Below are 23,625 nucleotides of genomic sequence, written 5' to 3'. Positions count from 1 at the left end.
GGAACTGACCACGCACAGGGGCTGGGCGGACGAAATCCCCAACCGTGGGTAGTACGAACGATCGGGCCGCATGGCCCATGGTGGAGGTTGCTACCCCATTCGGCATAGACCCCCGCTCAGGTGAGGGTCAGCCGCCCCAGTTCCCGTCGAAGTGGAGGATGGCCGGGCTGGAGTTCGCAGCGATGCCCCAGCCCGCGCTCTCGGCCGCGGCCTGGTCGACGAACTCGTACGCCAGGGCAATCGGGTCGGTGGTGTAGGAGAGGTCGACGCCGCGCACGAAGGCGGTGAACGAGAGGCGATCGATGTGGGGGTTGAAATCGCCCAGGGGCAGTCCGAAGGGGTGCGCGAAGGAGAGCGAGTTCCTCGTCAGGATCGCCCCGTCGACGGGAGAGACGGAGGGGCTCCAGTTGCCGAAGTCGGAGAAGTCGCCCCCGTAGGTGACGGTCACGTCGCGGGTGCCGCTCTCGGTCCATGAGTCCGGGAAGGTCACGTGGACGATGACGGCAGGGCTCGGGCCCGGCTCGTCGGTCTCGATGAAGTACTCGATGGCGCCGTCTACCCACGGCTCCTCGGGCTCGACTCCCTCCATGTCGGGCCACGTGTAGGTGAGCGCGTCGAAGCTGACGAAGCGCGTTGCTGCGGCGGGTCCGGTGGAGTCGGCGTACGCCGGCGCTGCGGAGACGACCGTGATCGCGGGGACGCTCCACATCGCCGTACGCAGGATCCCCCGGCGGGTGGAGCCGCCGGGGGACGCCGGCAGGGCGAGGTGAGACTCGGGGACGCTGCTCATGAGACCTCGTTGGGCTGGAATCAGACAGAAACTGACAGGGGCGCGCGGAGGCGTCCGAGTTCGCCTGGTCCGTGTGAGGCGTCAGCCTAGAGAAGGCGCCGACGGCATGGCCGTGGTTCCAGAAAACTGGCTCACGGTCGTTCACCTGGGCTTCACCTTGCCGCGCCATCATGCGGATCTCCCCGAAGCGTTGTCCCTGCGGACACCTGTCGAAAGGTTCCTCATGAAGCGCGTCCTCGCCTCTCTGGCCACCCTGCCCCTCGCGGCCACCCTGCTCAGCGCCGGCCTCCTCGCCTCCTCCTCGACCACCGCCCACGCCGACGACCGTGTCTGCCGCGGCACGATCGGCAAGGTCACGATCGACGACAACATCGTCGTGCCGCGCGGGGCGACCTGCACCCTCACCCGTACGCGCGTCGAAGGCAACATCGAGGTCAAGGGGGACGGCTACCTGATCGCCCGCGGTGTCCGCGTCGACGGCAACATCCAGGGCAACAAGGCCAGGCGGGTGGCCGTTCGCGCATGGCAGGGCCAGCGCAGCGTCGTCGCGGGCAACATCCAGCTCAAGCGCGGCACCCGCGGCGGCAAGATTCTCGACACCGTCGTCGACGGGGACATCCAGCTCACCAGCAACCGGGGCAAGCGGTTCGTGGTGAAGCGCAACGTCGTCGACGGCAACCTCCAGTGCAAGTCCAACAAGCCCGCGCCCCGGGGCGGCAAGAACAGGGTCGAGGGCAACAAGGAAGGTCAGTGCCGCCGGCTCTGACGAATCACCCCGGCTCGTCCCCAGTGACCCTCGTCCCTGCGCCGTCGCTGCCAGTTGGGACGCGCTCGCCCGCGAACCGATCAGTGCCGAGAGAGTCGACGCATGGACGAATTGGTGGTGCAGCCCGAGGCCCTGATCCGACGCGCGATGAGTTGGGAGGAGGTTGCCGAATGGCTCCGTGATTCGGAGCGGGAGCTTGCGGCGCTCTCGCTCTCGCTCTCGGCGTCGGGGGAGGCCGTACGCCCGGCAGCGGCGCGCTTCTGGGCGGCGGCCCGGGGGCGTACGCAGGCAGGGGTGCGCGCTGCGGACGGGTTGGCGGAGGCGTTGCGCGGCGTGGTCGCCGACGTGGGTGACGTGGACCGGCGGGTGGCCGAGGGGTTGGGTGGGTGAGGCGGCGTGCTCACAGTCAAGCGGGAGTGACGGCCCCGCTGACCTGGCCCATGTTGCTGGTGGTCACGGTGGCAGTGATGGCGCCCGGCCGCTGCGGCTTGACGTGCACTTTCAGACTGACCGCGACCGGGCTGGTGAGGATCGGTGTCCTCCGGACAACGGAGACCATGAGGCCGCCGGGGCTGAACACGGTCTGCCAGTCGGCGCCCGGGCCGGTCTGCAGGGACATCTCGGTCTGGCTGCCCGCGGCGGCGGGGACCGCAAACGTGAAGATGAGGTTCTGGGGCGTCTGGTTCCCTGAGTAGGAGGCGGTGGCGCTGAGGGTGAGGTTCACTCCCTTCCACTCGGCGGCGACCCCGGCGAGGGTCAGCTGCTCGGGTGTCGATGTCGCGAAGGCTGGCGCGGCGGCGGCGATCTGGATCGCGGGCACTGCCCAGATGGCGGTGCGCAGGACCGTACGGCGGCTGGCGGTGGCCCCGGAGCTGTCGGAGTCGTGCGGCATGCGGATCTACCCCTCGGCTCGGCGCTGTCCGCCGTCTGGTGACGGAAGAAGGACGAGCGATCAGGGGTCCAGCAGAGCGTGAATGGGTGACGCTTGAGTCTGTTTACGACCGGGAATGTCCCTTTGCTGGGATCTACCCAAGACGGCATACGTTGACTCGGTGGTTCAACTTGGTCGCCGTCCTCAATAGGGCGTAACTAGTGAGACCGGATCGGTGAGGTGGTGGGGCGACTGGTCTAGACCGGTAGGTAGCCGCGTGGCGCCCACAACCGCCCTTGCCTTACGCGTCCCCCGGCGGCTGGGTACGAGCGCGCGCGTCGGCGACGGGTGACGCCCAGAGTCCTTCCATGGAAGACGATATTCAGCGACCCGTGGGTGAACCCGCCGCGTTGGAGGGCTGGGCCCGGGCGGTCCTGACGTTGGCGGCCCGCCACGAGGAGTGCTGCGAGTTGGCGGTGCAGCGCTGGCGGAAGAACGCCTGGGCGGGGCAGGCGTACAGCGCTCACGTGAAGGCGACGCGGCGCCTTGGAGCCGAGCATCAACAGTGGGTCAGGGCTTGCCGGGAGTTGGGGCGGGCGGTGCTGGCGTACGCGCGCGACCTGCGCACCTGGCAGGACGAGTTCGACGCGCCCGTCGCGGGGGAGTTGGTCGACCTCAAGGCGCGGGTGGCGACCGGGGAGGGGCACTTCATCGCGGCCCTGGAGGAGGCGGCCGCGACGGCGGAGGCGTTGACCCGGGACGGTCCGGCGCCGTGGTGGTCGGCGCGCTCCCGGACGCCCCCTCGGCTGCCTGCAGAGGTCGACGGGGCGGGACCGCGAGAGGTGGCGAAGTGGTGGCGGGGTCTGGACGAGGGGGCGCGGTCTGCGGCGCTGGCTGAACACGGGGAGGGGTTGGGCAGTCTTGACGGATTGCCGGCTGCGGTGCGCGACGAGGCCAACCGGTTGTCGTTGGCCGCGGGCGTGCTGTTCGCGTCGGCGAAGCAGCGGGACGGAAGTCTGAACGCACGCGAGGCCAGGTCGTTGAAGAACTCGCGCGCTGTCGAGAAGGCGCTGTCGGGAGGTGAGGACCGGGCCCTCTGGTTGCACGACCCGGGCGCCCACGGTGGAGACGGCCGCGTCGCGATCGCGTCGGGCGACCTGGACGAAGCCGACGAGGTGACGCTCCTGGTGCCGGGGGCCGGCTCGGAGACGAGTGGGGTCGAGGGCCAGGTGCGTCGACTCGAGCGGCTGCTCGCAGCTGCACAGGAGGCGGGCGCCCAGGACCCGGCAGGGCTCTACTGGCTCGCGTACGACGCCCCGGACGGCCCCACCGACCCGGCGCTGCGGACGACCACGCGCGCGGAGGAAGGCGGTGAGGCCTTGGCCACCGCCGTGGAGGGACTGGGTGCGACGCGCGCCGGAGACGGGTGGCGCCTGACGACGATCGGCCACAGCTATGGCTCCACGACCGTGGCCACGGCAGCGGCGACGTGGGGGTTGGACGTGGACGCGGTGGCCCTGGTCGGTAGTCCGGGAGCGGGCCCGGCGCGGACCGCGGAAGACCTGGGGGTGGGGGCCAACAACGTCTTCGTGGCCCGGGATAGCCGCGACCTGGTGGGGACCTTGGGCGACGAAGGGTGGGTCGGGAAGAGCGGGCAGGGGTTGGGTCGGGACCCGTCTTCCGACGACTTCGGCGCCGTCCGCTTCCGCGCGGAGCGGGAGGAGAAGGAGGCGACCTGGTGGCTGGGGGATGCACACTCGGGCTACTTCTCCGACTCCAGTGAAGCGCTGGACAACCTCGGCGCGATCATCGCCGGACGCGACGAGCTGATTGAAATCGCCGAGCACACGTACGACCCGTGGTGGGACGCGCCGTACGACCCGGAGTGGGGGCGGCGGGTGCGGTGAGGTGCTGGGCACTCCTGCTTGGGTCGTCCGCGACAATCAACCCGTGACGACTCCGTGGACCGCCCTCGCTCGATTCGCCCTGCTGGTCCACATCATCTTCTTGGCCTGGGTGTTGTTCAACCCGACGCCAGACGTCGCCATCGGCACTGTCGGTGGTGTCGCAGATCGGCTGGCGGCGCTGGGTGTGCCTGAGAGGTTGATTGCGGGTGGCCGCGTCGAGTTTGTCCTCAATGCGTTGATGTTCGCGCCGCTGCCGTTCCTTGGTGCCCTGGCATTCCCGCGATTGCGGTGGAGTGACTGGGTGGCCTGGACGTTCATCGGCTCAGCGGGCGTCGAGATCACCCAGGGGCTCTTTCTCTCCGGGCGTTCGGCGCAGTTCGTCGACGTCGTGGCCAACACGCTCGGCGGGCTGCTCGGCGCGGTGTGTGCGCTGATCGTGGGGGTAGTTCTCAGGAGGGCGCGGGATCAGGACGCTTTCGAAAAGTCCGGCGCGTAGACTGCCCCGGGAATTGCCCCTTTCGGGAAGCAGGGACGTGTGCACACAAAGGTCGTAGCGGTGACTTTGTCCGACGACCCGACACATAGTTCTTCTCGGATGCGCCGTGGGGGTGTTCGATGACGCTGGACCGTAACGGCAAGCTCTATGGAGCGTTGAGCAGCGTGCGGCGGACTTCGATCCGCATCGCCAAACGACTGCACTCCGTGCATCCCACCGCCTACGTGCACCACCGCGCCACCGTCAGTCGAGACGTCAAGGCGGAGGAGTGGGTCTTCATCGCCGCCGGTGTGCACCTGGATCCTCTGGTCCGGATCGGGCGGTACAGCATGCTTGCCGCAGGTGTGGCGGTCGTGGGCGACGACCATGTCTGGGACGTCGTCGGAGTGCCTGCTCAGTTCACCGGTCGGCCCCGCCAACAGGTCACCACCATCGGTCGCGACGTCTGGGTGGGGCGAGGTGCGCTGATTCGTCGAGGTGTGACGATTGGCAACGGGGCAATCATTGGTGCTCGGGCCGTTGTGACCCAGGACGTCGACCCCTACGCCGTGGTCGTGGGAGTGCCAGCAAGGACTCTGCGGACGCGCTTCATCGACCCGGTGGACCGGGCTGCGCATGAACGCATGCTCAACGGGCCGGTGATGCCACGGCGCGTGGCCGAGCCGCTCGAGAGGAGTGGAGACGAGTGACGGAGCCGGTCCGTTTGTCCGTCGTCTATCCACACCTGCCGCACTACCGCTACGGGGTCTTCGCAGCACTCGCGGCAGATCCGCGTCTGGACGTCACCTACGTCGCCGATGACTTCGAATCCACCGGCACGATCGAGACGATTCCGCTGGCCGTTGTCCCGTCGGTAGAGGTCCGCAACGTGCACGTCCGAGGGCTCTTGTGGCAACACGGTTTGATGCGCGCAGTGGGGCGAGGACGACCTGACGCCGTCATATTTCTTGGCGACGCGAGTTATCTGAGCACGTGGGTACTGGCTCTGCTGCTGCGACTGCGGCGTGTCCCCGTCTTCTTCTGGACGATTGGCTGGCATCGCCCGGAGACCGGTGTGAAGCGCTTCATCCGGATGGCCTTCTATCGGCTCGCCGACGGACTGTTGCTCTATGGGGATTGGGGGGTCGCGCTGGGCGAGTCACACGGATACCCGGGCTCGCGCTTGTTCCGCGTCGGCAACAGTCGGACGTCCTCGATGGCGGAGATCCCCATGTCGGCCGCAGAGACAGAACGGCTTAGATCAGGTCTCGAAGGGATGCAGGACGATGTCGTCGCCGCGATCGTCAGGCTCAACCCGACAAAACGTCTCGACCTGCTCGTGGACGCCGCCGGCATTCTGAAGCGCCGTGGCACGCCCACGACGCTGTTGGTCGTCGGCGACGGTCCCGAGCGTGATCGATTGGAACGCCAAGCGGCTGAACTGGGCGTGGACGCACGGTTCCTCGGCGCGCTCTACTCGGAGGAGGCCCTCGCCCAGGTCTATGCCGCCGCTGACCTGACCGTCCTGCCGTCGGCTGCTGGGCTGACGGTGATCCAGAGCCTTGAGCACGGCACGCCTGTAGTGACCCACGACGACCCACATCAGCAGATGCCCGAGGCCGAGGCCGTACGCCCCGGTGTCACCGGTGACACCTTCCGCGTCGATGACGCGGAAGATCTGGCACGCGTCATGAAGAGTTGGTTCGGCGGGCGGGCTCGCACGGCTGCAGTCGCAGAGGCCTGCCGCGGCGAAGCGGCCGAGCGGTGGTCTCCGGAGTCGCAGGCGGAGTGCATTGCGCAGGTGGTCCTGGCGGCTGTCCGCAAGGACCGGGTCGAGGTGTGAAGTAGTGGCTGCCTCTGCCCTGGGGGCAGCGTTCGCCGTCTACGGTGGCCGGTTGACCTCGGCGCTGGCCCAAGCGATCGCGCTGGTTTTGCTGGCTCGTGAGGTCGCCCCAGAGTCGTTGGGCGTCGTGACCATCGCCGTGGCCCTGGTCTCGCTGGCAGGTCTGCTCGCGGACCTGGGCATGGAGACCTCGTCGGTCCGTACGCTCGCCGCCGGCGACCGACCTGAAGCAGCAAACACGACGCGATTCCACTTCCGCGCCATGCTGCTGGCAGCCGTGGCGGTCGGAGCAGTGCTCCTGGCGCTCCACCAGTGGGCTCCTGACCTCGTGCCCGCTTCCTTCCTGCTCCTCGCCCCGTGGATCGCAGTGGAGCGACGCAACAACCTGCGCATCTCACTCACCGTGGCGGTGGGTGAGGAGAGGCGTGCCGGGACGTCGTTGGGCACGTCGAGACTCGTGGCCTTGGTGGCCTATGCAGGCCTCGCCGGTGCTGATTTCGTCAGCCCGCAGGTCGAGTACTTCACCTTTCTCATCGTCTCCGCGCTCCTGTCCCAGCTGCTTCTCCGCAAGGGCCTCGGCGACGTGCTGGGAGGCGTGGGCACGGACACCTCGTACAAGTCTGCGGTCCGCATTGCCCGGCCGTACTGGCTGGCCAGCCTCTCCGGCCAGGCTCGCACCATGGACACAGTGGTCCTCGGTGCCCTGGGCAGCCCGGCGATGGCGGGTCTGTATGCCCTCCCGGCCCGTGCCGTGGGCCCCCTCCGTCTGGCGGCGACCTCCATCTCAGTCGTTGCCATGCCTCGCGCGGCTCGCGGTGACTGGGCGCAGGTGCGGGCGTTGGAACGCGGTATGTGGGGCTGCCTCGTCCTCTTCGTCGGCCTCATCGCCGCCATCGCGATGTGGGGTGAAGAGGTGCTGGTGGCCATCCTGGGAGCCGAGTACGCCGGCGCCGGAGCGATCCTGACCATCCTCATGCTGGGCGTAATGGTCAACATCCCGGGTGCGCTGTGGAGTGGAGTGCTGCAGGGCAGCGGTCGCCAACACACCGTGGCGAAGATCGGCCTGTGGCTGGTCCCTGCCTTCTACCTGTTTATCATCGCCGGGTTGCTACTCGGCGGCGCGCAGGGTGCCGCGTGGGGTGTGAGCGCCACCTTCCTGTTGCAGTTCTTGATCATGCTGCGCTTTCGTCTGTTCGGTCATTGGGGGCAAGAGGCATGACAGTCCTGATCGGGATCCCGACCTATCGCAGGCCTGAGGCACTCCGACGGCTGTTGCGCTCATTGGTCGTCGCCGTGCCAGCGGGCGCGGCCGAGGTGTGCCTCGTCGACAACGATCCGGAGGAGTCCGCTCGCGCCGTGGCGGAGGAGTTCCGCGATCAGTTGACCCTGACCTACCTGACCGAACGCCGACCCGGTGTGGTTCACGTCCGCAACCGATTGGTCGCTCAAGCGATGGAGCACGACGCCTTGGTCTTCGTCGATGACGACCAGTGGGTGACCCCCGGCTGGTTCACGGCGCTCATGGAGGTGAGCCGCACCTACCCCGAAGCTGTGGTCGCCGGTCCGGTCCCTTACGTGGTCGCGGACAGCGCTCCTGAACAGATTCGCACTGGGGGCTTCTTCGAGCGGCCACAGCACGAGAACCTGTCGCTGCGACCCGTCACCGCCACCGGCAACTCACTGATTCCCCGAGCTGTGCTGGCGCAGTTTGGGCCCGAGCCGTTCGATCCCGCGTTTGCGCAGATCGGCGGGGAGGACACGGACTTCTTCCAACGTGTCACTGCGGCAGGCACAGAGATCCGCTGGGCCGCCAGCGCGTTGGCACACGAGGAGATCCCCCTCGAGAGAGCCACGATGTCAGAGGCTGTGAAGCGGTATCGCCGAGCGGGTTACGTCCTGGCGACGATCGCGAGCAAGAGCCAGCCACGACCCCGACTGGTGGCAGGGGGTGTCGCCCGAGTGCTCATGGGGGCCGTGAAGTACGCACGCCGTCGAATCACTCGCCGCCCCCTCCGCGGCCAGGACGTTGCCAAGTTGCACGGCGGCCTCGGATACCTTGCAGCCGCTCTCGGCCGGCCGCTGCGGGTCTACGGCGGTGGCGAACTGTGATTCTCAGCGACAACGTGACGACTCTGTGGAACGACCGAGGTGATCTGGCTTGGCTGGCGCGACCGTCGGCTCGAGTCGGCTACCTGGGCTGGCTAAATCGCGGCAACCTCGGGGACGAAGCGATGTACTTGGCCCATCAACAAACCTCTCCGGTGGAACTGCGGAGAGTCCCGCAGCAAAGCGTCGGCTGGCGGCTCGCCTCCCGGGGCCGCGTCAGGACCTTGGTACTGGGCGGAGGCACGCTCTTGGGCCGCCGGGAGTGGACTGAACGTCTTGAGCGGGCAATGGACGTGCTCCGACCCGATCGCGTTGTCACCTTGGGAGTCGGCGTCGAAGAGCCCGAGTTCGCGCTCACCAAGGGCCTGATCACCGAGAACGAATTGCAGCGGCAGGTGTCGCTGCTCCAGCGCTTCGACCGGATCGGGGTGCGGGGGCCTCGCTCTGTCGCGTCCCTTGCTTCGCTCGGGGTCAATGCCGAGGTGCTCGGAGATCCGGCTCTGGCCCTGGCAGTCCCCGACGCCCAGCGCTCCGGCTCACGCCCCACCGTCCTGCTCAGTTTGGCGCACGTGTCGAACGGCTACGCCAAGGATGCGCAGGAAATGCGTCGACGCGTGGCTGCAGCGTCTGCACAGGTGGCCGCTGACAACGGGTCCCAGTTGGTCGGACTGGCCATGGAGCCCCAGGACCGTCTCGTGCTGAGGGAAGCGATGCCCGACGCCGAGATCGTGGTCCCGCGCAGCGTGCCTCAGGCTCTCGCCGTGATCGCAGATGCCGACCTGGTGATCGGAGAGCGACTGCACGCCAACATCCTGGCCGCGGCGATGAGGACCAAGTTCGTCGCCATCGGCTACAAACCCAAGACATTCGACTTCGTGGAGAGTCTGGGTGGGGTTGGATGTGTCGTGGACAGCCGCGCCGTCGAGATCGATGATCTGCATGACAAGGCGATGGCTGTCCTCGATTCAAGCAACGAGACCGTGGCTGCCCGCGTCGGTGAACTGGCCGCTCGTTTCCACGAAGCCGCCCGGAAGGAACTCGGATGAAGTCCGCGTCGCCGATCGTCGGACGAGTCAACTCGATCCTGGATCGTGTGTTGCCGAAGGACCGAGTCCGCTCCGTCGGTCTCAACTTTCTCTGGGGGATTCTCTTTCTCTACCCGGTGCTCTTCGCCATCCTCAACGGACGGCAAACCTATTCGGCCTACGGCGGAGAGGTGAGTCCCCTTCAAGCGCCCCTGTCGTTGGTGGCGCACGCCACAGTGCTCGCGTGCTGCGCCCTGCTCCTGCTGCGACTCGGTTTGCCCGACGTCGTACGAGGCCGCTGGTCAATGCGCCGAGCGATCCTCGTCTACTTGGGCGCCCAGTTCGTCGTGATCGTGGTCCACACATCCTGGGATGCGCTTCCGGGCTGGCTGGTGGTATTCCTGGTCCTCCTCGTCGTCGTGGCCGGCTACGAACCCGTCGATCAGGTCGAGAGACGGATCCGGTGGTGGCTTCGCGCTCTGATCTTGGGAAGTCTGGTCGTGATGGTCGTGATCCCGGACTGGGCCCTCGTCCCGCCGGAGCACACCAGCCGGACCCTCATAGGGACCAAATTGCGGCTCATCGGTCTGACCGACAGTTCGAACTACATCGGTCTCCTCGCCTGCATCTCGTTCGCGTTGGAGGCGGGTGCCAAGAAGCGCAGAGTGCGATTCTCCGCACTCTTCGCGGTTGCCGCTCTGGTGGCTTGCACCCTTTCCCAGAGCAGAATCCCGCTACTCGCCATCGCTTTAGTGGTCGTGGTCTATCTGGCCCACCGCTTCGTCCCGCGCGCCTTCAACCGTCCGAGGATCTCGTGGCTGATGGGGCTCAGTTTCGCTGGCGCCCTTGCCGTCCCGATTGCGGTGGCGACGTCGGTCTTCTTGAACAGCCAGGACTCCATCGAACGTTTCACCACCGGCCGGCTGAGCATTTGGGTTTGGACGTGGCAGGAGTTCAAGCAGAAGCCGTTCTTCGGACAGGGGCACTGGGTCCTTACACCGGAGTACTGGAAGACCCACCTGGGACGCGGGTATGACCAGGAGCCGCTGCCCAACGCCCACAACCAAGTGCTCGAAACTCTGGTGAGAGGTGGCCTCCTTGAGGGCCTCGGACTGCTCCTTATGGTCGTGGCCTTGCTCGTCCTGGTGAAACAGGCTCGACTGCGGCCGTACGGGATGACGGTCCTTTTCCTCGGGGTGGTGACCTTCTCGCAGTTCATCTTCGGGACGCCCTTCCGCACAGCCGGCATCACTTGGAATCTGGTCCAGTTGGCCGCACTGGTGGCCATCGGGGTGGCCGCCGTCAGGGACGAACCCGTGCGGCCGTCAGGCCTGACGATTACGGACGATGTCCACGAGACAGAGGAGTCTTCGGCATGAAGATCATGACCATCGTCGGCACCCGGCCGGAGATCATCCGTCTGGCACGGGTGATCCACCGTCTCGACCACACCGAAGGCGTCGAGCACGTCTTGGTGCACACCGGTCAGAACTATGACTACTCGCTCAACCAGGTCTTCTTCGACGACTTGCGTCTGCGTGCTCCAGACCACTACATGGGTGTAGACACCTCGAGCCTGGGTGCCGTGCTGGGTGGCGTGCTCATGGGCACGGAGAAGGTGCTGCTGGAGGAGAAGCCCGACGCGCTGCTGGTGCTGGGGGACACGAACTCGTGCGTGGCGACGGTCATGGGGAAGCGCATGCGAATCCCGACGTATCACATGGAGGCGGGCAACCGGTGCTTCGACGAGAACGTGCCGGAGGAGACCAACCGACGCCTGGTCGACCATGTGGCTGACTTCAACCTCGCCTACACCGAGCACGCGCGACGCAACCTTCTGGCGGAGGGACTGCACGCTCGCCGCATCCTCGTGACCGGGTCCCCGATGCGCGAGGTGCTGGAAGCGTTCCGCGACCAGATCGACGCCTCCGATGCCGTGCAGCGCTTGGGTCTGACCCCGAGGGAGTACTTCCTCGTCAGCGCTCATCGCGAGGAGAACGTCGACCTGCCTGAGCGCCTGGAACAGTTGCTTGGGTGCCTGGTCGCGGTGAGGGAGAAGTTCGGCCAGCGCGTCGTGGTCTCCACCCACCCGCGCACACGTAAGCGGCTCGAGGCGTTGCAGAGTGACCTGGACCTGACCGGCATCGACTTCATGGAGCCGTTCGGCTTCCACGACTACAACAAGCTCCAGATGGAGGCAGCGTGTGTCCTCTCCGACTCTGGCACCATCTCGGAGGAGTCGTCGATCCTGGGCTTCCCGGCCATCACGTTGCGTGACTCCATCGAGCGCCCGGAGGCACTCGACAGTGGGTCGATCATCATGACCGGGCTGAACGTTGACGACGTCGTACGTGGCGTGGGCATCGCGGTGGCCGACGGCCCCGTCGTCTCCTCCCATCCGGCCGGCTACGAGATCAACGACACGAGCAACCGCGTCGTTCGCTTCATCTCGTCCACCGCCGGCCGCCACCACCAATGGGCCGGCATCCGCAGCGCGGAGCATTGACGCTCAGCGACCGATACACCTCTCGGGTGACGAACCCCCTAGACTGACCCGGCAATTGCCTAAATTCGGGGAGAACTGATCTTGCACACGCTGACTGCAGCCAGTGACGCGACAGTTCTGGTGACCGGTGGCACTGGTTCGTTCGGTTCGACCGTGGTCCGGCAACTGCTTGACACCGATGTCCGCGAGATCCGCATCTTCAGCCGTGACGAGTTGAAGCAGGACGACATGCGCCGGGCCTTGGGCGATTCCCGGGTGCGCTTCCACCTCGGGGACGTCCGCGACTACGACAGTGTCGACCGCGCGACCCGTGACGTGGACTTCGTCTTTCACGCTGCGGCGTTGAAGCAGGTCCCGAGCTGCGAGTTCTTCCCGCTCGAGGCGGTGAAGACCAACATCCTCGGCTCGTCCAACGTGATCGAGGCCAGCAACGCCAACGGTGTCGCCTCCGTCGTGTGCCTGGGCACCGACAAGGCGGCCTATCCCGTCAACGCGATGGGTCTGAGCAAGGCCATGATGGAGAAGGTGGCCCAGGCTTTCGCCCGGAACAACCCTAATTCCGCGACCACGGTGTCAACGGTGCGGTACGGCAACGTCATGGCGTCTCGTGGCTCCGTCATCCCGCTCTTCGTGGAGCAGTTGCGTGCCGGCAAGCCGTTGACGCTGACCGACCCCCACATGACCCGGTTTCTCATGTCGCTGGACGAGGCCGTCCTCTTGGTCGACCACGCGTTTGCCCACGCGGAGCCGGGTGACCTCTTCATCCGCAAGGCCCCTGCGAGCACCGTCGAAGTCCTGGCGCGGGCGGTCGCGAAGACGATGGGCATCGAGCCGGAGTTGCAGGTGATCGGCACAAGGCACGGCGAGAAGCTCTTCGAGACCTTGGCGACCCGCGAGGAGCTCGCTCGTGCTGACGACCAGGGCGACTACTTCAGGGTCTCCGTCGATGCGCGCGACCTCAACTACGGTCAGTACTTCGACGAGGGGGACAAGCAGGAGTCCGAGCTGGACGACTACCACTCCCACAACACCGAACGACTCGGTGTCGACCAGGTGGTCGACCTGTTGATGTCGTTGCCGGCTTTTCGTCGGCTGATCGCCGCCGGAGGCTGACGACGTGCTCGCGTTCTTCGTCGCGTTCGTCACCGCCCTGGTGCTTGCGTGGCTACTCATTCCGATCCTGCTCAGGGCTGATGTCCTCGACGTCCCGAATCAACGGTCGTCGCACACCGCCCCCGTGCCGCGAGGAGGGGGGATCGCCGTTCTCGCCGCGATCATCGTGGCCGTGGCTGCCCATGAGGCCGTCGGAAGTGACGGGCCGTGGCGGATCATCCTGCTGGCCGTGGCCCTCGCGGCTGTCGGTTTCGCCGACGACAGGCGCCCTGTCTCCAGCCTTCTGAGGCTAGCTGTACAGGTTCTCGCTGGCGTCTTGGTTGCCTATGTGTCCGTTGGCTCTGGAACCGCTGGATTGCCAGCCCTACTCTTCGGGGCAATTGTGGTCCTCGTGGTTGCGGGCTACGTCAACGCCTACAACTTCATGGACGGCATCAACGGGATCTCCTCGCTTACTGCGGTCATCGCGGGGTTGTGGTGGGTCTGGGTGGGCGCTGACCACGACCTCGTCCAAGTGCAGGTGCTGGGGGCAGCGGTGGCCGGCGCGATGCTCGGGTTCCTTCCGTGGAACGCTCCCAAGGCCAAAATCTTCCTTGGTGACGTCGGCACATATGGGCTCGGACTATTGATCGTGGCGCTGAGCGTGCTCGGCTGGGCAGCAGGCGTGTCTTCACTTGTGGCTGTCGCGCCCCTCGCGGTCTACGGGGCCGACACTGGCTGGACGCTGTGCAAGCGAGCAATAGGTGGACGACCGCTCATGGAGGCACACCGGGAACACGTCTACCAGCGACTAGTCGTCGCAGGTTGGTCCCACATGGCCTCGGCTCTTCTCTGTGCCGGAGCGACTGCTGGTGTCTGCTTCGTGGTCGCGGTTACTCCCCTCCAGGTGGGCCTACCGGTCGCGGCGCTCATCGTCGTCGCGTACCTCAGCGCTCCGTCGCTCATCCGAGTGCGAGCAACCCGGTGAAGATCGCTTTCGTCACCCAGTGGTACGACCCCGAGGTCGGGTCAGCTGCCATTCCCGGCTCCATCGTCCGGGCGCTGATTGCGCGCGGCCACCAGGTGGAGGTCGTCACCGGGTTCCCCAATTACCCGGTCGGCAAGGTCTACGACGGCTACCGGTTACGCCCCTACCAATGCGAGATCATCCGCGGAGTGACGGTCCACCGGGTCCCCTTGTATCCGAGCCACGATGGCTCCGCCGTCAAGCGGATCCTCAACTTCCTCTCCTTCATGGTGTCGGCGAGCACGCTGGGTGCCGTGATAGCGCGTCGAAGTCAGGTCACCCTCGTGTACTCGACGCCCGGCACCGTGGGCATGGCCGGGATCGTCCTGCGCAGGTTGCTCCGGCGCCCCTTCGTCCTCTACATCCAGGACGTGTGGCCAGACACGGTCACCGCGACCGGCATGCTCCCCGCCAGGTGGGTGCGCCCGGCCGAGTGGATGCTGCACCGGTTCTGCAACCAGGTCTATCGATCCGCTGGGCACATCGCCGTCATCTCGCCTGGCATGAAGACGCTCCTGGTGGAGCGCGGTGTCGATCCAGACAAGGTCAGCGTCGTCTTCAACTGGGTGGACGAAGAGGTCTTCAGTCCGGTGCCTTCGACGGATCGGGCTGGTAGACCCTTCGAGGTCATGTACGCCGGCAACATCGGCGATGTCCAAGGTCTCGACACAGCTGTCCGTGCGGTCCGTCTGGCGGCTGACAGATCCGACGTCGTCCTTCGTCTCGTCGGGCACGGTGTGGCTCAGGACAGTCTTGAGAAGTTGGCACGAGAGCTGGGCATCAGCGAGCGGGTCCGTTTCGAGGGCTCGCGCACGTTGGCGGAGATGTCGGCGGTGCTGGCCGATGCCGACGTGCAACTGGTCTGCCTCAAGGACGACCCGCTCTTTCACTTGACCATGCCCAGCAAGATCCAGGCCATCCTGGCCTCGGGACAGCCATTGATCACCAGCGCGCCCGGGGATGCTGCCACCATCACCGACGAGTCCGGCGCCGGTTGGTCCGCCCCGGCCGGTGATGCCGAGGCGCTCGCCGAGGTGTTCGTGCAGGCGAGTCGAGTGCCCCCCGCCGAACTGGTGGCCCGTGGGCGTCGAGGCCGTGACTTCTACGTCGATCGACTCTCGGCTGCCGTCGGTGCGGAGCGACTTGAGAGCGCGCTCGGCCGTTCTTTGGCAGGCTCCTCCCATGACTGACCGCATCGTGCTCTTCGGCGCCTCGGGATTCGTCGGCTCTGCGGTGGCGAACGCTCTGGCGTCCACCGCGGAAGTGGTCGCCGTACCGGCCCCGAGGCTCACCTCCACCGCCCGTACCGCAGGTGAGATTCGGGCGGAGGGGTCGCGCTCGCCCGAACACGATCGACTGGTTCAACTGCTCACCGGCGTGACAACTGTTGTCAACGCAGCTGGTGACCCGGACGCCTCGTCCCTCGACGAGAACGGCCTCTTCGGCGCCAACGCCCTGTTGCCGGCAGTGCTCCTCGCTGCCGCGCGCGACGCGGGGGTGGGCCGGTTCGTCCAGATCAGTTCTGCCGTGGTGCAGAACGACAAGCCGGTCCTGGACTCCTCCGAAGACCTGCGCCCGTTCTCGCCCTACTCCGCCTCGAAGGTGGTGGGCGAAGAGGTGGTGCGCGAGAGCGACCGGGGCGCCATGCAGGTGGTGCGGTACCGGCCCCCGTCGGTCCATGACCACAGTCGCCGCGTGACCCGGATGATCCGCCGCATCGCTACCTCGCCGGCCGCGACGGTGGCGCGGCCGGGCGACCAGCCGACCCCGCAGGCGCTGCTCCCCAACGTGGCCTCTGCCGTGGCCTTCCTCGCCACGACCCCCGAGTCGGTCCCGGAGGTGGTCCACCACCCCTCGGAGTCCGTGACGGTCTCGCGGTTGATGGAGGACCTCTCGGGTGGGCGCTCACCGGTCCGTATCCCGCGTGGGGCGGCTCGCCTCGGCGTCCGTGGGGCCAAGGCGCTCGGACGGCTCCACCGCCCGACCGCCGCCAACGCGCGTCGGGTGGAGATCCTGTGGCTGGGCCAGGACCAGGCGAAGAGTTGGTTGACCGAGGCGGGATGGACCCCGCCCGTCGGACGTGAGGGCTGGCACGCCCTCGCCCAGGAGGAAGCAGCAACGCCATGAGAGTCGCGATCACCGGCGGTTACGGCTTCTTGGGCTGGCACACCGCATGCCGCCTCCGCGCCCTGCACCAGATTGAGCCGGTACGCCTGGGACGCTCAGACTTCGCCGACCCGGAACTGCTCGCCGCCACCCTGGCCGACGTCGACGTTGTGCTCCACGTGGCCGGCGTCAACCGGGCCGACAGCGACGAGACCGTCGAGAGCGGCAACGTCGAACTGGCACGTACCTTGGCGACGGCCCTGAAGAGCAACGGACGTCCGGTGGACGTCGTGTACGCAAACTCGATCCAGGCCGAGCAGGACAACGCCTACGGGCGGGGCAAGGCTGCAGCTGCGGCCTTGCTGGCCGACGCGGTCCGCGGACTGGGCGGGCACTTCGCAGACCTCTTGCTTCCCAATCTCTTCGGCGAGCACGGGCGTCCCGGTTACAACTCCTTCGTCGCGACCTTCGCCCACGAAGTCGTCAATGGACGGACGCCGACGGTCTCGGGGGATCGTGAGATCGAGCTCCAGCACGCCCAGGACACGGCCGCGGCATTGATCGAGGCGATCGGCACGGATGTGCGGGAGACCGTGCGCGGAGAGGCCATCCGGATCGGCGCAGTGCTCGAGGCGTTCCAGCTGATGCACGAGATCTACCGCACCCGAGGGGAGATCCCCGATGTCTCGACGCCGATGCAACGCAATCTCTTCAACACCTACCGTGCTGCCGCCTTCCCCGAGATGTGGCCGCTGTCGCCGCAGGTCCACGCGGACAACCGGGGCGATCTCTTCGAGACGGTTCGGTCTCACGGCGGCACGGGCATGGCATTCATGTCCACCACGCTGCCCGGCCAGAAGCGCGGCGAGCACTATCACCTCCACAAGGTGGAGCGGTTCTTCGTCGTGAAGGGGGAGGCGGAGATTCAACTGCGGCGCCTGCTGCACGACGATGTCGTGACATTCCGCCTCAGTGGCGACAGGCCCTCGTTCGTGGACATGCCCGCGCTGTGGGTGCACAACATTCGCAACGTGGGTGACGGCGAGTTGGTGACCATGTTCTGGGCCGACCAGTTGCTGGACATGGAGAACCCGGACCAGTTCCCGGAGACGATCGCCTGAGTTCCGGCGCTATCCGTGACCGGGTCACGTTTTCATTACGGTGGTGATGTGACGGGCCGGGTTGCTGGACTTCGCCATGCGTTCGGGTTCAGATGCCCTCCACTCATCCACGGGAGGTGCTTCACATGCGCAGGAACCTGTACGAAGCCTCAGAGCCGTTGCCGCCAGAGATCGCCGAGTGGATGGGCGCTCCCGACTTCCCGCGGCAGGATCGCTCGGACGACCTCGCCGCGATTGTCGAGGAGCAGCACAGTGTGGGCGACCGTCTCCTGTCGAAGTTGAAGGGGCGTCTCGCCTCCTGAGTCGCCAGTGCTGGCGGGCGCTACCCTCCCTCCATGACTGTCCTCATCAATGCCGCCAACCTCAAGGTAGGGGGCGGCGTGCAGGTGGGGGCTTCGTTCTTGGATGAACTCGCGGCGATGCGGAACGATCCCGAGCTCGTGGGCAGGTTCCCTTGGCTGCAGGACTCGCTGGCCATCGTGGCGTCGTCCCAGGTCCTGGACAATCTCAGCCCAGGCACCCGCGAGCGACTTCCGGTGGTTGCCCGCCCCGCCACCGTGGACTTCGCGGCTTTGCTGCGAGCGCGCTACGACGTCTCGTTCACCGTCTTCGGTCCGGAGTACGTCCCCATCAACGCCCGCCGCCGCATCGTCGGCTTCGCGGACGTGACCAGCCTGCACCCGGAGTACCTGCCTCCTGCTCGGGGGAAGGCGAAGGCCCGGCAGTTCGTGCGTCGCGTACTTTCGCGGGCGACCTTCAGCACGACAAGATCTTTGGTGGTGGAGGCGGAGCGGGTCAAGAGGTCACTGGGCAGCCGTTGGGGGATAAGTCCTAGCCGGGTCACCGTGGTGCCCAACGCCTACAACGCGATCTTCGACAGGCCTGAGGAATGGCGGCCGCTGGAAGTGCCGAAGGATCCCGACGTGGCCAACGTCTGTTATGTCACCGGCCTGTACCCCCACAAGAACCACGCGATCCTCGGACAGGTCCATGCTGCGCTCGAGCTGCGCGGGATGTCGGCTCGCTTCCTCCTCACCTTGAGCGACAGAGAATGGATGTCACTTCCACAGGACGTTCGCCGAGCCTCGCTTAACATGGGGCAGCTCACCCTTGACCAGTTGCCGAGCCTCTACGCAGCCAGTGATGCGTCCATCTTCCCGAGCCTCTTCGAAGCCTTCTCGGTCACTCCCCTGGAGGCTATGGTCACGGGTACGCCGCTAGTCGCCTCGGATCGCGATTTCGTGCGCGACGTCTGTGGTGATCACCCGCGGTACGCAGAGCCAAACGACGCTGGCGCCCTCGCGGTGGCGTTGGCGGATGCGCTCGTCGAGGGACGGGGTCGGCGCACGCAGCATGGAATTGAAGCGGCGCGCCATCTGCCCAACGCGGCCGACCGAGGCTTGTCCTATGTGGAGCTGATCGACCAGAACCTCCGCGGCTCGCGGCGCAGCACTTTGTCTCAGTGGCGGGAAAGAAATCCGTCGCGTGTCGCGCGACGCTCGTGAAGACCTAGACTGCCCGAGGGAATCGAGCGTCTAGAGCAAGGGATTTTTCAGTGGCTGACAACGGCGATGAGCCGATCCTGCTCTCCGCTCCGGACGTAGGGGAGCTTGAGCAGGAATACGTCCTTCGCGCGATGCAGTCAGGTTGGGTCGCCCCCGCTGGCCCCGACCTGAACGCATTCGAGGCGGAGGTAGCGGCCCGGCTAGGTGTGTCACACGCCGTGGGGCTCTCCTCTGGTACTGCCGCATTGCACCTCGCCCTTGTGTCCTGGGGTGTAGGCCCCGGTGATGTCGTGCCGGTCTCCACCTTCACCTTCGCTGCGACGGTCAACGCGATTCGGTACGTCGGTGCCGAGCCATTTTTCGTCGACTGTGACGAAGAGACCGGCAACATGTCGGCGCCACTCCTGGAGCAGGCCATTGCGCAACTCTGCGCCGAAGGGCGCTCGGTCCCCGTGGTTGTCCCCGTGGACATGCTCGGCAAGTGTGTCGACTACACCGCGATCGAAAAGATCGCCAGGGAGGCAGGCGCCCGTCTTCTCTGTGACGCCGCCGAAGCGTTTGGCGCCGCTTGGCAGGGCATCCCGGCGGGTTCCTTCGGGGACGCCTCCGTGCTGTCTTTCAACGGCAACAAGATCATGACTACTTCGGGCGGCGGTATGTTGCTCACCAACGACGGCGAGCTGGCCGCCCACGTCCGCAAACTCTCCACGCAAGCGCGTGAACGTGCAGTGCACTACGAGCACACTGAAGTTGGATACAATTATCGGCTCTCGAACATCTTGGCCGCTCTCGGCCGCGCCCAACTTAGGCGCCTCGATGAGATGATCGGTCGTCGACGTGAATGGCGCAGGCGGTATGCCGAGCTTTTCGCTGACCAGCCGGGGGTCCGAATCTTGGGCGGAATTGACGACGCCGAGGACAACTGCTGGCTCACCGCGATAGTCGTGGACCCGGCAATCTCCTCGTGGTCGGCGAATGAACTCAATGCCAAGCTGACAGAGGCTCACATTGAGACACGACCGGTGTGGAAGCCTATGCACATGCAGCCGATATCTCAGGGACTGCAGGGGGTAATAGACGGCACGTCAGAGCGACTTTTCGACCATGGTCTCACTTTGCCGAGTGGATCGGCCATGACGGACGAGCAGTTCGGTCGGGTCCTTAAGGAGATCGCAAAGGTAATCGGAAGATGAATACGTATGACCCGGTTAAGAGAGCCATCGACATTGCTCTCGGAGGCGTTATCCTCGCACTCTCGCTCCCCATCCAAGGGCTTGTGGCTTGCTTGATCAAGAAGAAGTTGGGCGCGCCAGTTCTCTTTCGCCAGCAGCGCCCGGGCAAGCATCAAGAGATTTTCGAGTTGGTAAAGTTTCGCACCATGCTTGACGTCGACGAGGCGCGAGGGCTAGTGACAGACGCTCAGCGGATTACCAAGTTCGGCGCCATGCTCAGGTCCACGAGTCTGGACGAGCTCCCCAGCCTCTGGAACGTGGTAAAGGGCGACATGAGCCTGGTGGGCCCTCGACCCCTGCTCGTCCGGTACCTCGATCGTTACACCCCCGAGCAGGCGCGCCGGCACGAGGTCCGTCCCGGCGTCACAGGCTTGGCGCAGGTGAGCGGACGTAATTCGCTCTCGTGGGCCGAGAAGTTCGACAAGGACATGGAGTACGTCGACAAGCGTTCGCTAACGCTCGACCTCAAAATCCTGTTCCTCACTGTCGCCAAGGTCGTTAGGCGTGACGGAATCGCGGCAGAGGGCGACGTCTCCATGCCGGAATTCATGGGAACCCCCCGTGGCTGAGCTTCTGGTGGTCATTGGTGCAGGGGGCTTCGGCCGTGAGACGGCTGACGTTGTTGAAGCGATCAACCGAAGCGCACCCCAGCCGCAATGGCTCCTGCAGGGGGTGGTGGACGATTCACCCTCGGCGACGAACTTGGCGAGGCTCACTGCGCGAGGCATCGCTCACCTAGGAAGCGTGGATGACCTAATTGCAGGCGATGAGCGACCGCAATACGTCGTAGGGATCGGATCTCCGCGCATCCGCCGAATCCTCGCTGACAAGTTGGACGCGGCCGGTTTCAATGCAGCGACTCTGGTCCACCCGGATGCGAGCGTCGGCTCTCAATGCACACTGGGCGAAGGGACGATCATCCTGGCCGGGGCTCGAGTCACCACCAACGTCCACTTGGGACGCCACGTTCACCTGAATCCCAACGTCACTGTCGGACACGACACCGTCCTCGAAGATTTCGTGAGCATGAATCCGGCGTCATCGGTCTCGGGTGACTGCCTCGTCCAGACCGGTGCGTTGATCGGGGTGGGAGCCGTCGTGTTGAATCAACTCACCCTCGGGCCTCGAGCGCTCGTGGGTGGTTCTGCGTGTGTGGTCACCAACGTGGCGGCCGAGGCAGTCGTTAAGGGGGTGCCAGCGAGATGATCCGCAGGAGAAGTCCTCATGGTCCCATCGTCTACGGCGTCACCATTCCACTCTCCGCGCGTGCTTTCCTGCGGGGGCAACTGAACTTGCTCGCTCCTTTGCGGAATGACGTGCACCTGGTCTACGGACCTGATGGGGAGGGCCCAGTCGACGAGATTGACCAGCGCGTTACCCAAAGGTGTCTGCCTGTTCGGCGGGACCCCGCCCCACTGCAGGACCTCCGGGGCCTTCACGCATTGATCCAGTACCTGAGCAGCATTCGTCCTGGCACGGTGGTGATGGGGACACCCAAGATGGGACTTCTGGGTCTACTGGCCGCTTGGCTGATAGGAGTTCCGAGGCGCATATATGTCCTCTATGGACTACGTCTCCAGGGTGCCACCGGTATGGGCAGGGTGGTGCTGTGGATAATCGAGCGCATCTCAATGGCTTGCGCGACAGAGATATTGGCGCTGTCACCGTCCAACAGGGACGAGGCGCTCAAGTTGCGGCTTGTCTCTTCCCGCAAGATCCAAGTACTCGGGGACGGCAGTATCGGCGGGGTGGACCTAGAACGTTTCAGTCCACCGCAGGATTTTGAAAAGGGGCGCGCTCGCGACGTCTTCGAGATCCCGCTGGAGGCCCCCGTCCTGGGGTTTGTGGGTCGCCTGACACCAGATAAGGGTTTGGGCGACATGGTGGAGATGTGGCGCCGAGTGAGCTCCGCGGTCCCTGAAGCGTGGTTCTTGCTCGTAGGACCCAACGAATCCAGTGACATGGGTGTGGAGCACCTCGTGGATGAACTGCGTACTCTGCCGAGAGTCGTAGTCGCAGGGGCCAGACCTGACCCAGAGACGGCCTACAAGGCGGTTGACGTGCTGGTACTCCTGACCCGCCGAGAAGGTTTTGGAATGGTGGTGATCGAAGCCGCAGCGTGCGGTGTCCCATCCGTCGCAAGCGCCGTCAACGGAACTGTTGATGCCATCAGTTGCGGCGAGACCGGTCGACTTGTCGATTGGGGGGACGTCCAAGGTGCAGCAGCGGCGGTGACGGAATACTTGACGAATGACAACTTGCGCCGGCAACACGGGGCGCGGGCAAAGCAACGCGCCGTTGAGAAGTTTTCAGCTAGCCGAGTCAATGGACTCTGGCTCGACCACATCTCCGGCAAAGGCTGAACATCCATGAGAGAGAAACGACCCTTGGTGAGCGTGATCATGGGCGCGTTTAACTGCGCACACACTATCGATGAGGCAATCCAGTCGTTGGTTGAGCAGACGTACCCCAATTGGGAACTCATTGTCTGCGACGACGCGTCTTCAGACGGCACCTTGGAGGCGCTCCTCTTGTGGCAAACCCGCGACCCCGATCGCATCCGTGTGCTGCAGAATTCGGAGAATCTGAAACTCCCGCGCACTCTCAACAAGTGTTTGACTGAGGTACGCGGCGAATACGTAGCCCGAATGGATGGCGACGATGTTGCGACCCCGACTCGCCTCGGAAAACAGGTTGCCTTCTTGCTTTCCCATCCTGAAATTGATTTGGTTGGGTCTTGGATGCAGCGTTTCGATGATTTTCGAGATGGAGACATTGTTCGGTCACCTCTGGCTCCGGATCGGAACACACTACGCGCCCAAGTCCCATTCTGCCACGCCACAATCATGACAAGGCGAGCGGTCTACGAGGATCTGACAGGGTATTCATTGCATCCTCGAGTTGAGCGCGTTGAGGACATTGACCTCTGGTACAGGTTCTTCGAGGCTGGGTTTGTAGGCGCCAACATTGAGGAACCTCTGTACCGTGTTCGAGAGGACATGGCGGCGATCAGGCGGCGCACGTTCTCCGCTAGACTTAATCTTCTTCGAACGCACTTTCGCGGCCACAGACTCTTGGGGTATCCGCTTGTCGCATCGGTACGCCCACTTATAGAGTTCTGTAAAGTATTGGTACCCGCACGTCTAATCCTAGTCTTGCGATCTGCACAAAAGGGGCTGCAGAGAAGTCCTGGGAATGACAATGATGCCCGCTGAATTGAGTGCCCGCCGGGCATCTTCCTGTCCTGAAACGC

25 protein-coding genes are annotated in these 23,625 nt (G+C 65.4%); 23 read left to right on the top strand and 2 right to left on the bottom strand.

Going from position 1 to position 23,625, the window contains the following annotated elements:
- Positions 1-127 precede the first annotated feature (127 nt).
- A complete protein-coding gene (locus DNK52_RS04785; RefSeq protein ID WP_110239776.1) occupies positions 128-790 on the bottom strand; it encodes a hypothetical protein in 663 nt (220 codons plus the stop codon).
- A gap of 223 nt (positions 791-1,013) precedes the next feature.
- Here DNK52_RS04785 and DNK52_RS04780 point away from each other — a divergent pair, with 223 nt between their 5' ends.
- Together DNK52_RS04780 and DNK52_RS04775 are read left to right on the top strand one after the other, a co-directional pair.
- Positions 1,014-1,556: a hypothetical protein gene (locus DNK52_RS04780; RefSeq protein WP_110239775.1), complete on the top strand. Its 543-nt coding sequence runs from the start codon at positions 1,014-1,016 to the stop codon at positions 1,554-1,556.
- A gap of 102 nt (positions 1,557-1,658) precedes the next feature.
- Positions 1,659-1,946, top strand: a complete 288-nt coding sequence (locus tag DNK52_RS04775; RefSeq protein WP_110239774.1) for a hypothetical protein — start codon at positions 1,659-1,661, stop codon at positions 1,944-1,946.
- A gap of 16 nt (positions 1,947-1,962) precedes the next feature.
- Here DNK52_RS04775 and DNK52_RS04770 read toward each other — a convergent pair whose 3' ends face one another.
- Positions 1,963-2,448: a hypothetical protein gene (locus DNK52_RS04770; protein WP_110239773.1), complete on the bottom strand. Its 486-nt coding sequence runs from the start codon at positions 2,446-2,448 to the stop codon at positions 1,963-1,965.
- A 347-nt stretch (positions 2,449-2,795) separates the two neighbouring features.
- Between DNK52_RS04770 and DNK52_RS04765 the strand changes: the two genes are divergently transcribed.
- The 21 genes from DNK52_RS04765 (at position 2,796) to DNK52_RS16500 (ending at position 23,587) form a co-directional block, all read left to right on the top strand.
- Positions 2,796-4,334 carry an alpha/beta hydrolase gene (locus tag DNK52_RS04765; protein ID WP_110239772.1) on the top strand — a complete coding sequence of 513 codons (1,539 nt, stop codon included), beginning with the start codon at positions 2,796-2,798 and terminating at the stop codon, positions 4,332-4,334.
- A 43-nt stretch (positions 4,335-4,377) separates the two neighbouring features.
- Positions 4,378-4,830 (top strand): VanZ family protein, encoded by a 453-nt coding sequence (locus DNK52_RS04760; protein ID WP_162598611.1) that lies wholly within the window; start codon positions 4,378-4,380, stop codon positions 4,828-4,830.
- 119 nt (positions 4,831-4,949) lie between these two features.
- Positions 4,950-5,519, top strand: a complete 570-nt coding sequence (locus DNK52_RS16420) for an LbetaH domain-containing protein (RefSeq protein WP_110239770.1) — start codon at positions 4,950-4,952, stop codon at positions 5,517-5,519.
- Positions 5,516-6,652 carry a glycosyltransferase family 4 protein gene (locus DNK52_RS04750; RefSeq protein WP_110239769.1) on the top strand — a complete coding sequence of 379 codons (1,137 nt, stop codon included), beginning with the start codon at positions 5,516-5,518 and terminating at the stop codon, positions 6,650-6,652. The genes DNK52_RS16420 and DNK52_RS04750 overlap by 4 nt, the downstream gene beginning before the upstream one ends.
- 4 nt (positions 6,653-6,656) lie before the next feature.
- Positions 6,657-7,871, top strand: coding sequence for a lipopolysaccharide biosynthesis protein (locus DNK52_RS04745; protein ID WP_162598610.1), 1,215 nt, complete (start codon positions 6,657-6,659; stop codon positions 7,869-7,871).
- Positions 7,868-8,761 (top strand): glycosyltransferase family 2 protein, encoded by an 894-nt coding sequence (locus DNK52_RS04740; protein ID WP_110239767.1) that lies wholly within the window; start codon positions 7,868-7,870, stop codon positions 8,759-8,761. Before DNK52_RS04745 ends, DNK52_RS04740 begins: the two co-directional genes overlap by 4 nt.
- A 122-nt stretch (positions 8,762-8,883) precedes the next feature.
- The gene (locus DNK52_RS04735) at positions 8,884-9,804 is read left to right on the top strand and encodes a polysaccharide pyruvyl transferase family protein (protein ID WP_110239766.1); all 921 of its coding nucleotides are present in this window, start codon (positions 8,884-8,886) and stop codon (positions 9,802-9,804) included.
- On the top strand, positions 9,801-11,162 hold the full coding sequence (locus DNK52_RS04730) for an O-antigen ligase family protein (RefSeq protein WP_110239765.1): 1,362 nt from the start codon (positions 9,801-9,803) through the stop codon (positions 11,160-11,162). The genes DNK52_RS04735 and DNK52_RS04730 overlap by 4 nt, the downstream gene beginning before the upstream one ends.
- The gene (gene wecB / locus DNK52_RS04725; protein WP_110239764.1) at positions 11,159-12,289 is read left to right on the top strand and encodes a non-hydrolyzing UDP-N-acetylglucosamine 2-epimerase; all 1,131 of its coding nucleotides are present in this window, start codon (positions 11,159-11,161) and stop codon (positions 12,287-12,289) included. Before DNK52_RS04730 ends, wecB begins: the two co-directional genes overlap by 4 nt.
- 81 nt (positions 12,290-12,370) lie before the next feature.
- A complete protein-coding gene (locus DNK52_RS04720; protein ID WP_275426131.1) occupies positions 12,371-13,402 on the top strand; it encodes a polysaccharide biosynthesis protein in 1,032 nt (343 codons plus the stop codon).
- A 4-nt stretch (positions 13,403-13,406) separates the two neighbouring features.
- Complete coding sequence (locus DNK52_RS04715; protein WP_110239763.1) at positions 13,407-14,369, top strand: MraY family glycosyltransferase; 963 nt, start codon at positions 13,407-13,409, stop codon at positions 14,367-14,369.
- Positions 14,366-15,598: a glycosyltransferase family 4 protein gene (locus tag DNK52_RS04710; protein ID WP_162598608.1), complete on the top strand. Its 1,233-nt coding sequence runs from the start codon at positions 14,366-14,368 to the stop codon at positions 15,596-15,598. The genes DNK52_RS04715 and DNK52_RS04710 overlap by 4 nt, the downstream gene beginning before the upstream one ends.
- Positions 15,591-16,535, top strand: coding sequence for an NAD-dependent epimerase/dehydratase family protein (locus DNK52_RS04705; RefSeq protein WP_162598607.1), 945 nt, complete (start codon positions 15,591-15,593; stop codon positions 16,533-16,535). Before DNK52_RS04710 ends, DNK52_RS04705 begins: the two co-directional genes overlap by 8 nt.
- On the top strand, positions 16,532-17,635 hold the full coding sequence (locus DNK52_RS04700; RefSeq protein WP_110239760.1) for a polysaccharide biosynthesis C-terminal domain-containing protein: 1,104 nt from the start codon (positions 16,532-16,534) through the stop codon (positions 17,633-17,635). Before DNK52_RS04705 ends, DNK52_RS04700 begins: the two co-directional genes overlap by 4 nt.
- Before the next feature lie 125 nt (positions 17,636-17,760).
- Positions 17,761-17,937, top strand: a complete 177-nt coding sequence (locus tag DNK52_RS15965; RefSeq protein WP_162598606.1) for a hypothetical protein — start codon at positions 17,761-17,763, stop codon at positions 17,935-17,937.
- Positions 17,938-17,970: 33 nt separating this feature from the next.
- Positions 17,971-19,140 carry a glycosyltransferase gene (locus DNK52_RS04695; RefSeq protein WP_110239759.1) on the top strand — a complete coding sequence of 390 codons (1,170 nt, stop codon included), beginning with the start codon at positions 17,971-17,973 and terminating at the stop codon, positions 19,138-19,140.
- Between the two features lie 50 nt (positions 19,141-19,190).
- Complete coding sequence (locus DNK52_RS04690) at positions 19,191-20,333, top strand: DegT/DnrJ/EryC1/StrS family aminotransferase (RefSeq protein ID WP_239455384.1); 1,143 nt, start codon at positions 19,191-19,193, stop codon at positions 20,331-20,333.
- Entirely contained in the window at positions 20,330-20,941 is a 612-nt protein-coding gene (locus DNK52_RS04685) for a sugar transferase (RefSeq protein WP_110239758.1), read from the top strand. The genes DNK52_RS04690 and DNK52_RS04685 overlap by 4 nt, the downstream gene beginning before the upstream one ends.
- On the top strand, positions 20,934-21,578 hold the full coding sequence (locus tag DNK52_RS04680; RefSeq protein ID WP_110239757.1) for a NeuD/PglB/VioB family sugar acetyltransferase: 645 nt from the start codon (positions 20,934-20,936) through the stop codon (positions 21,576-21,578). Before DNK52_RS04685 ends, DNK52_RS04680 begins: the two co-directional genes overlap by 8 nt.
- Entirely contained in the window at positions 21,575-22,735 is a 1,161-nt protein-coding gene (locus DNK52_RS04675) for a glycosyltransferase (RefSeq protein WP_110239756.1), read from the top strand. The genes DNK52_RS04680 and DNK52_RS04675 overlap by 4 nt, the downstream gene beginning before the upstream one ends.
- Positions 22,736-22,741: 6 nt before the next feature.
- On the top strand, positions 22,742-23,587 hold the full coding sequence (locus tag DNK52_RS16500; protein WP_110239755.1) for a glycosyltransferase family 2 protein: 846 nt from the start codon (positions 22,742-22,744) through the stop codon (positions 23,585-23,587).
- Positions 23,588-23,625 lie beyond the last annotated feature (38 nt).

This window comes from Nocardioides gilvus (assembly GCF_003194605.1).
In the GTDB taxonomy this organism is placed as follows: Bacteria; Actinomycetota; Actinomycetes; order Propionibacteriales; family Nocardioidaceae; genus Nocardioides; species Nocardioides gilvus.
This window is presented reverse-complemented; position numbering and strand designations above follow the sequence as displayed.

Bases quoted from the DNA above. Each gene is read 5' to 3' on its own strand.
- DNK52_RS04765 (WP_110239772.1), top strand. From the start codon at position 2,796: ATGGAAGACGATATTCAGCGACCCGTGGGTGAACCCGCCGCGTTGGAG.
- wecB (WP_110239764.1), top strand. From the start codon at position 11,159: ATGAAGATCATGACCATCGTCGGCACCCGGCCGGAGATCATCCGTCTG.
- DNK52_RS04730 (WP_110239765.1), top strand. From the start codon at position 9,801: ATGAAGTCCGCGTCGCCGATCGTCGGACGAGTCAACTCGATCCTGGAT.
- DNK52_RS04740 (WP_110239767.1), top strand. From the start codon at position 7,868: ATGACAGTCCTGATCGGGATCCCGACCTATCGCAGGCCTGAGGCACTC.
- DNK52_RS04685 (WP_110239758.1), top strand. From the start codon at position 20,330: ATGAATACGTATGACCCGGTTAAGAGAGCCATCGACATTGCTCTCGGA.
- DNK52_RS04695 (WP_110239759.1), top strand. From the start codon at position 17,971: ATGACTGTCCTCATCAATGCCGCCAACCTCAAGGTAGGGGGCGGCGTG.
- DNK52_RS04700 (WP_110239760.1), top strand. From the start codon at position 16,532: ATGAGAGTCGCGATCACCGGCGGTTACGGCTTCTTGGGCTGGCACACC.
- DNK52_RS04770 (WP_110239773.1), bottom strand. From the start codon at position 2,448: ATGCCGCACGACTCCGACAGCTCCGGGGCCACCGCCAGCCGCCGTACG.
- DNK52_RS04705 (WP_162598607.1), top strand. From the start codon at position 15,591: ATGACTGACCGCATCGTGCTCTTCGGCGCCTCGGGATTCGTCGGCTCT.
- DNK52_RS04735 (WP_110239766.1), top strand. From the start codon at position 8,884: ATGTACTTGGCCCATCAACAAACCTCTCCGGTGGAACTGCGGAGAGTC.
- DNK52_RS04775 (WP_110239774.1), top strand. From the start codon at position 1,659: ATGGACGAATTGGTGGTGCAGCCCGAGGCCCTGATCCGACGCGCGATG.
- DNK52_RS16420 (WP_110239770.1), top strand. From the start codon at position 4,950: ATGACGCTGGACCGTAACGGCAAGCTCTATGGAGCGTTGAGCAGCGTG.
- DNK52_RS04780 (WP_110239775.1), top strand. From the start codon at position 1,014: ATGAAGCGCGTCCTCGCCTCTCTGGCCACCCTGCCCCTCGCGGCCACC.
- DNK52_RS04675 (WP_110239756.1), top strand. From the start codon at position 21,575: ATGATCCGCAGGAGAAGTCCTCATGGTCCCATCGTCTACGGCGTCACC.
- DNK52_RS15965 (WP_162598606.1), top strand. From the start codon at position 17,761: ATGCGCAGGAACCTGTACGAAGCCTCAGAGCCGTTGCCGCCAGAGATC.
- DNK52_RS04785 (WP_110239776.1), bottom strand. From the start codon at position 790: ATGAGCAGCGTCCCCGAGTCTCACCTCGCCCTGCCGGCGTCCCCCGGC.
- DNK52_RS16500 (WP_110239755.1), top strand. From the start codon at position 22,742: ATGAGAGAGAAACGACCCTTGGTGAGCGTGATCATGGGCGCGTTTAAC.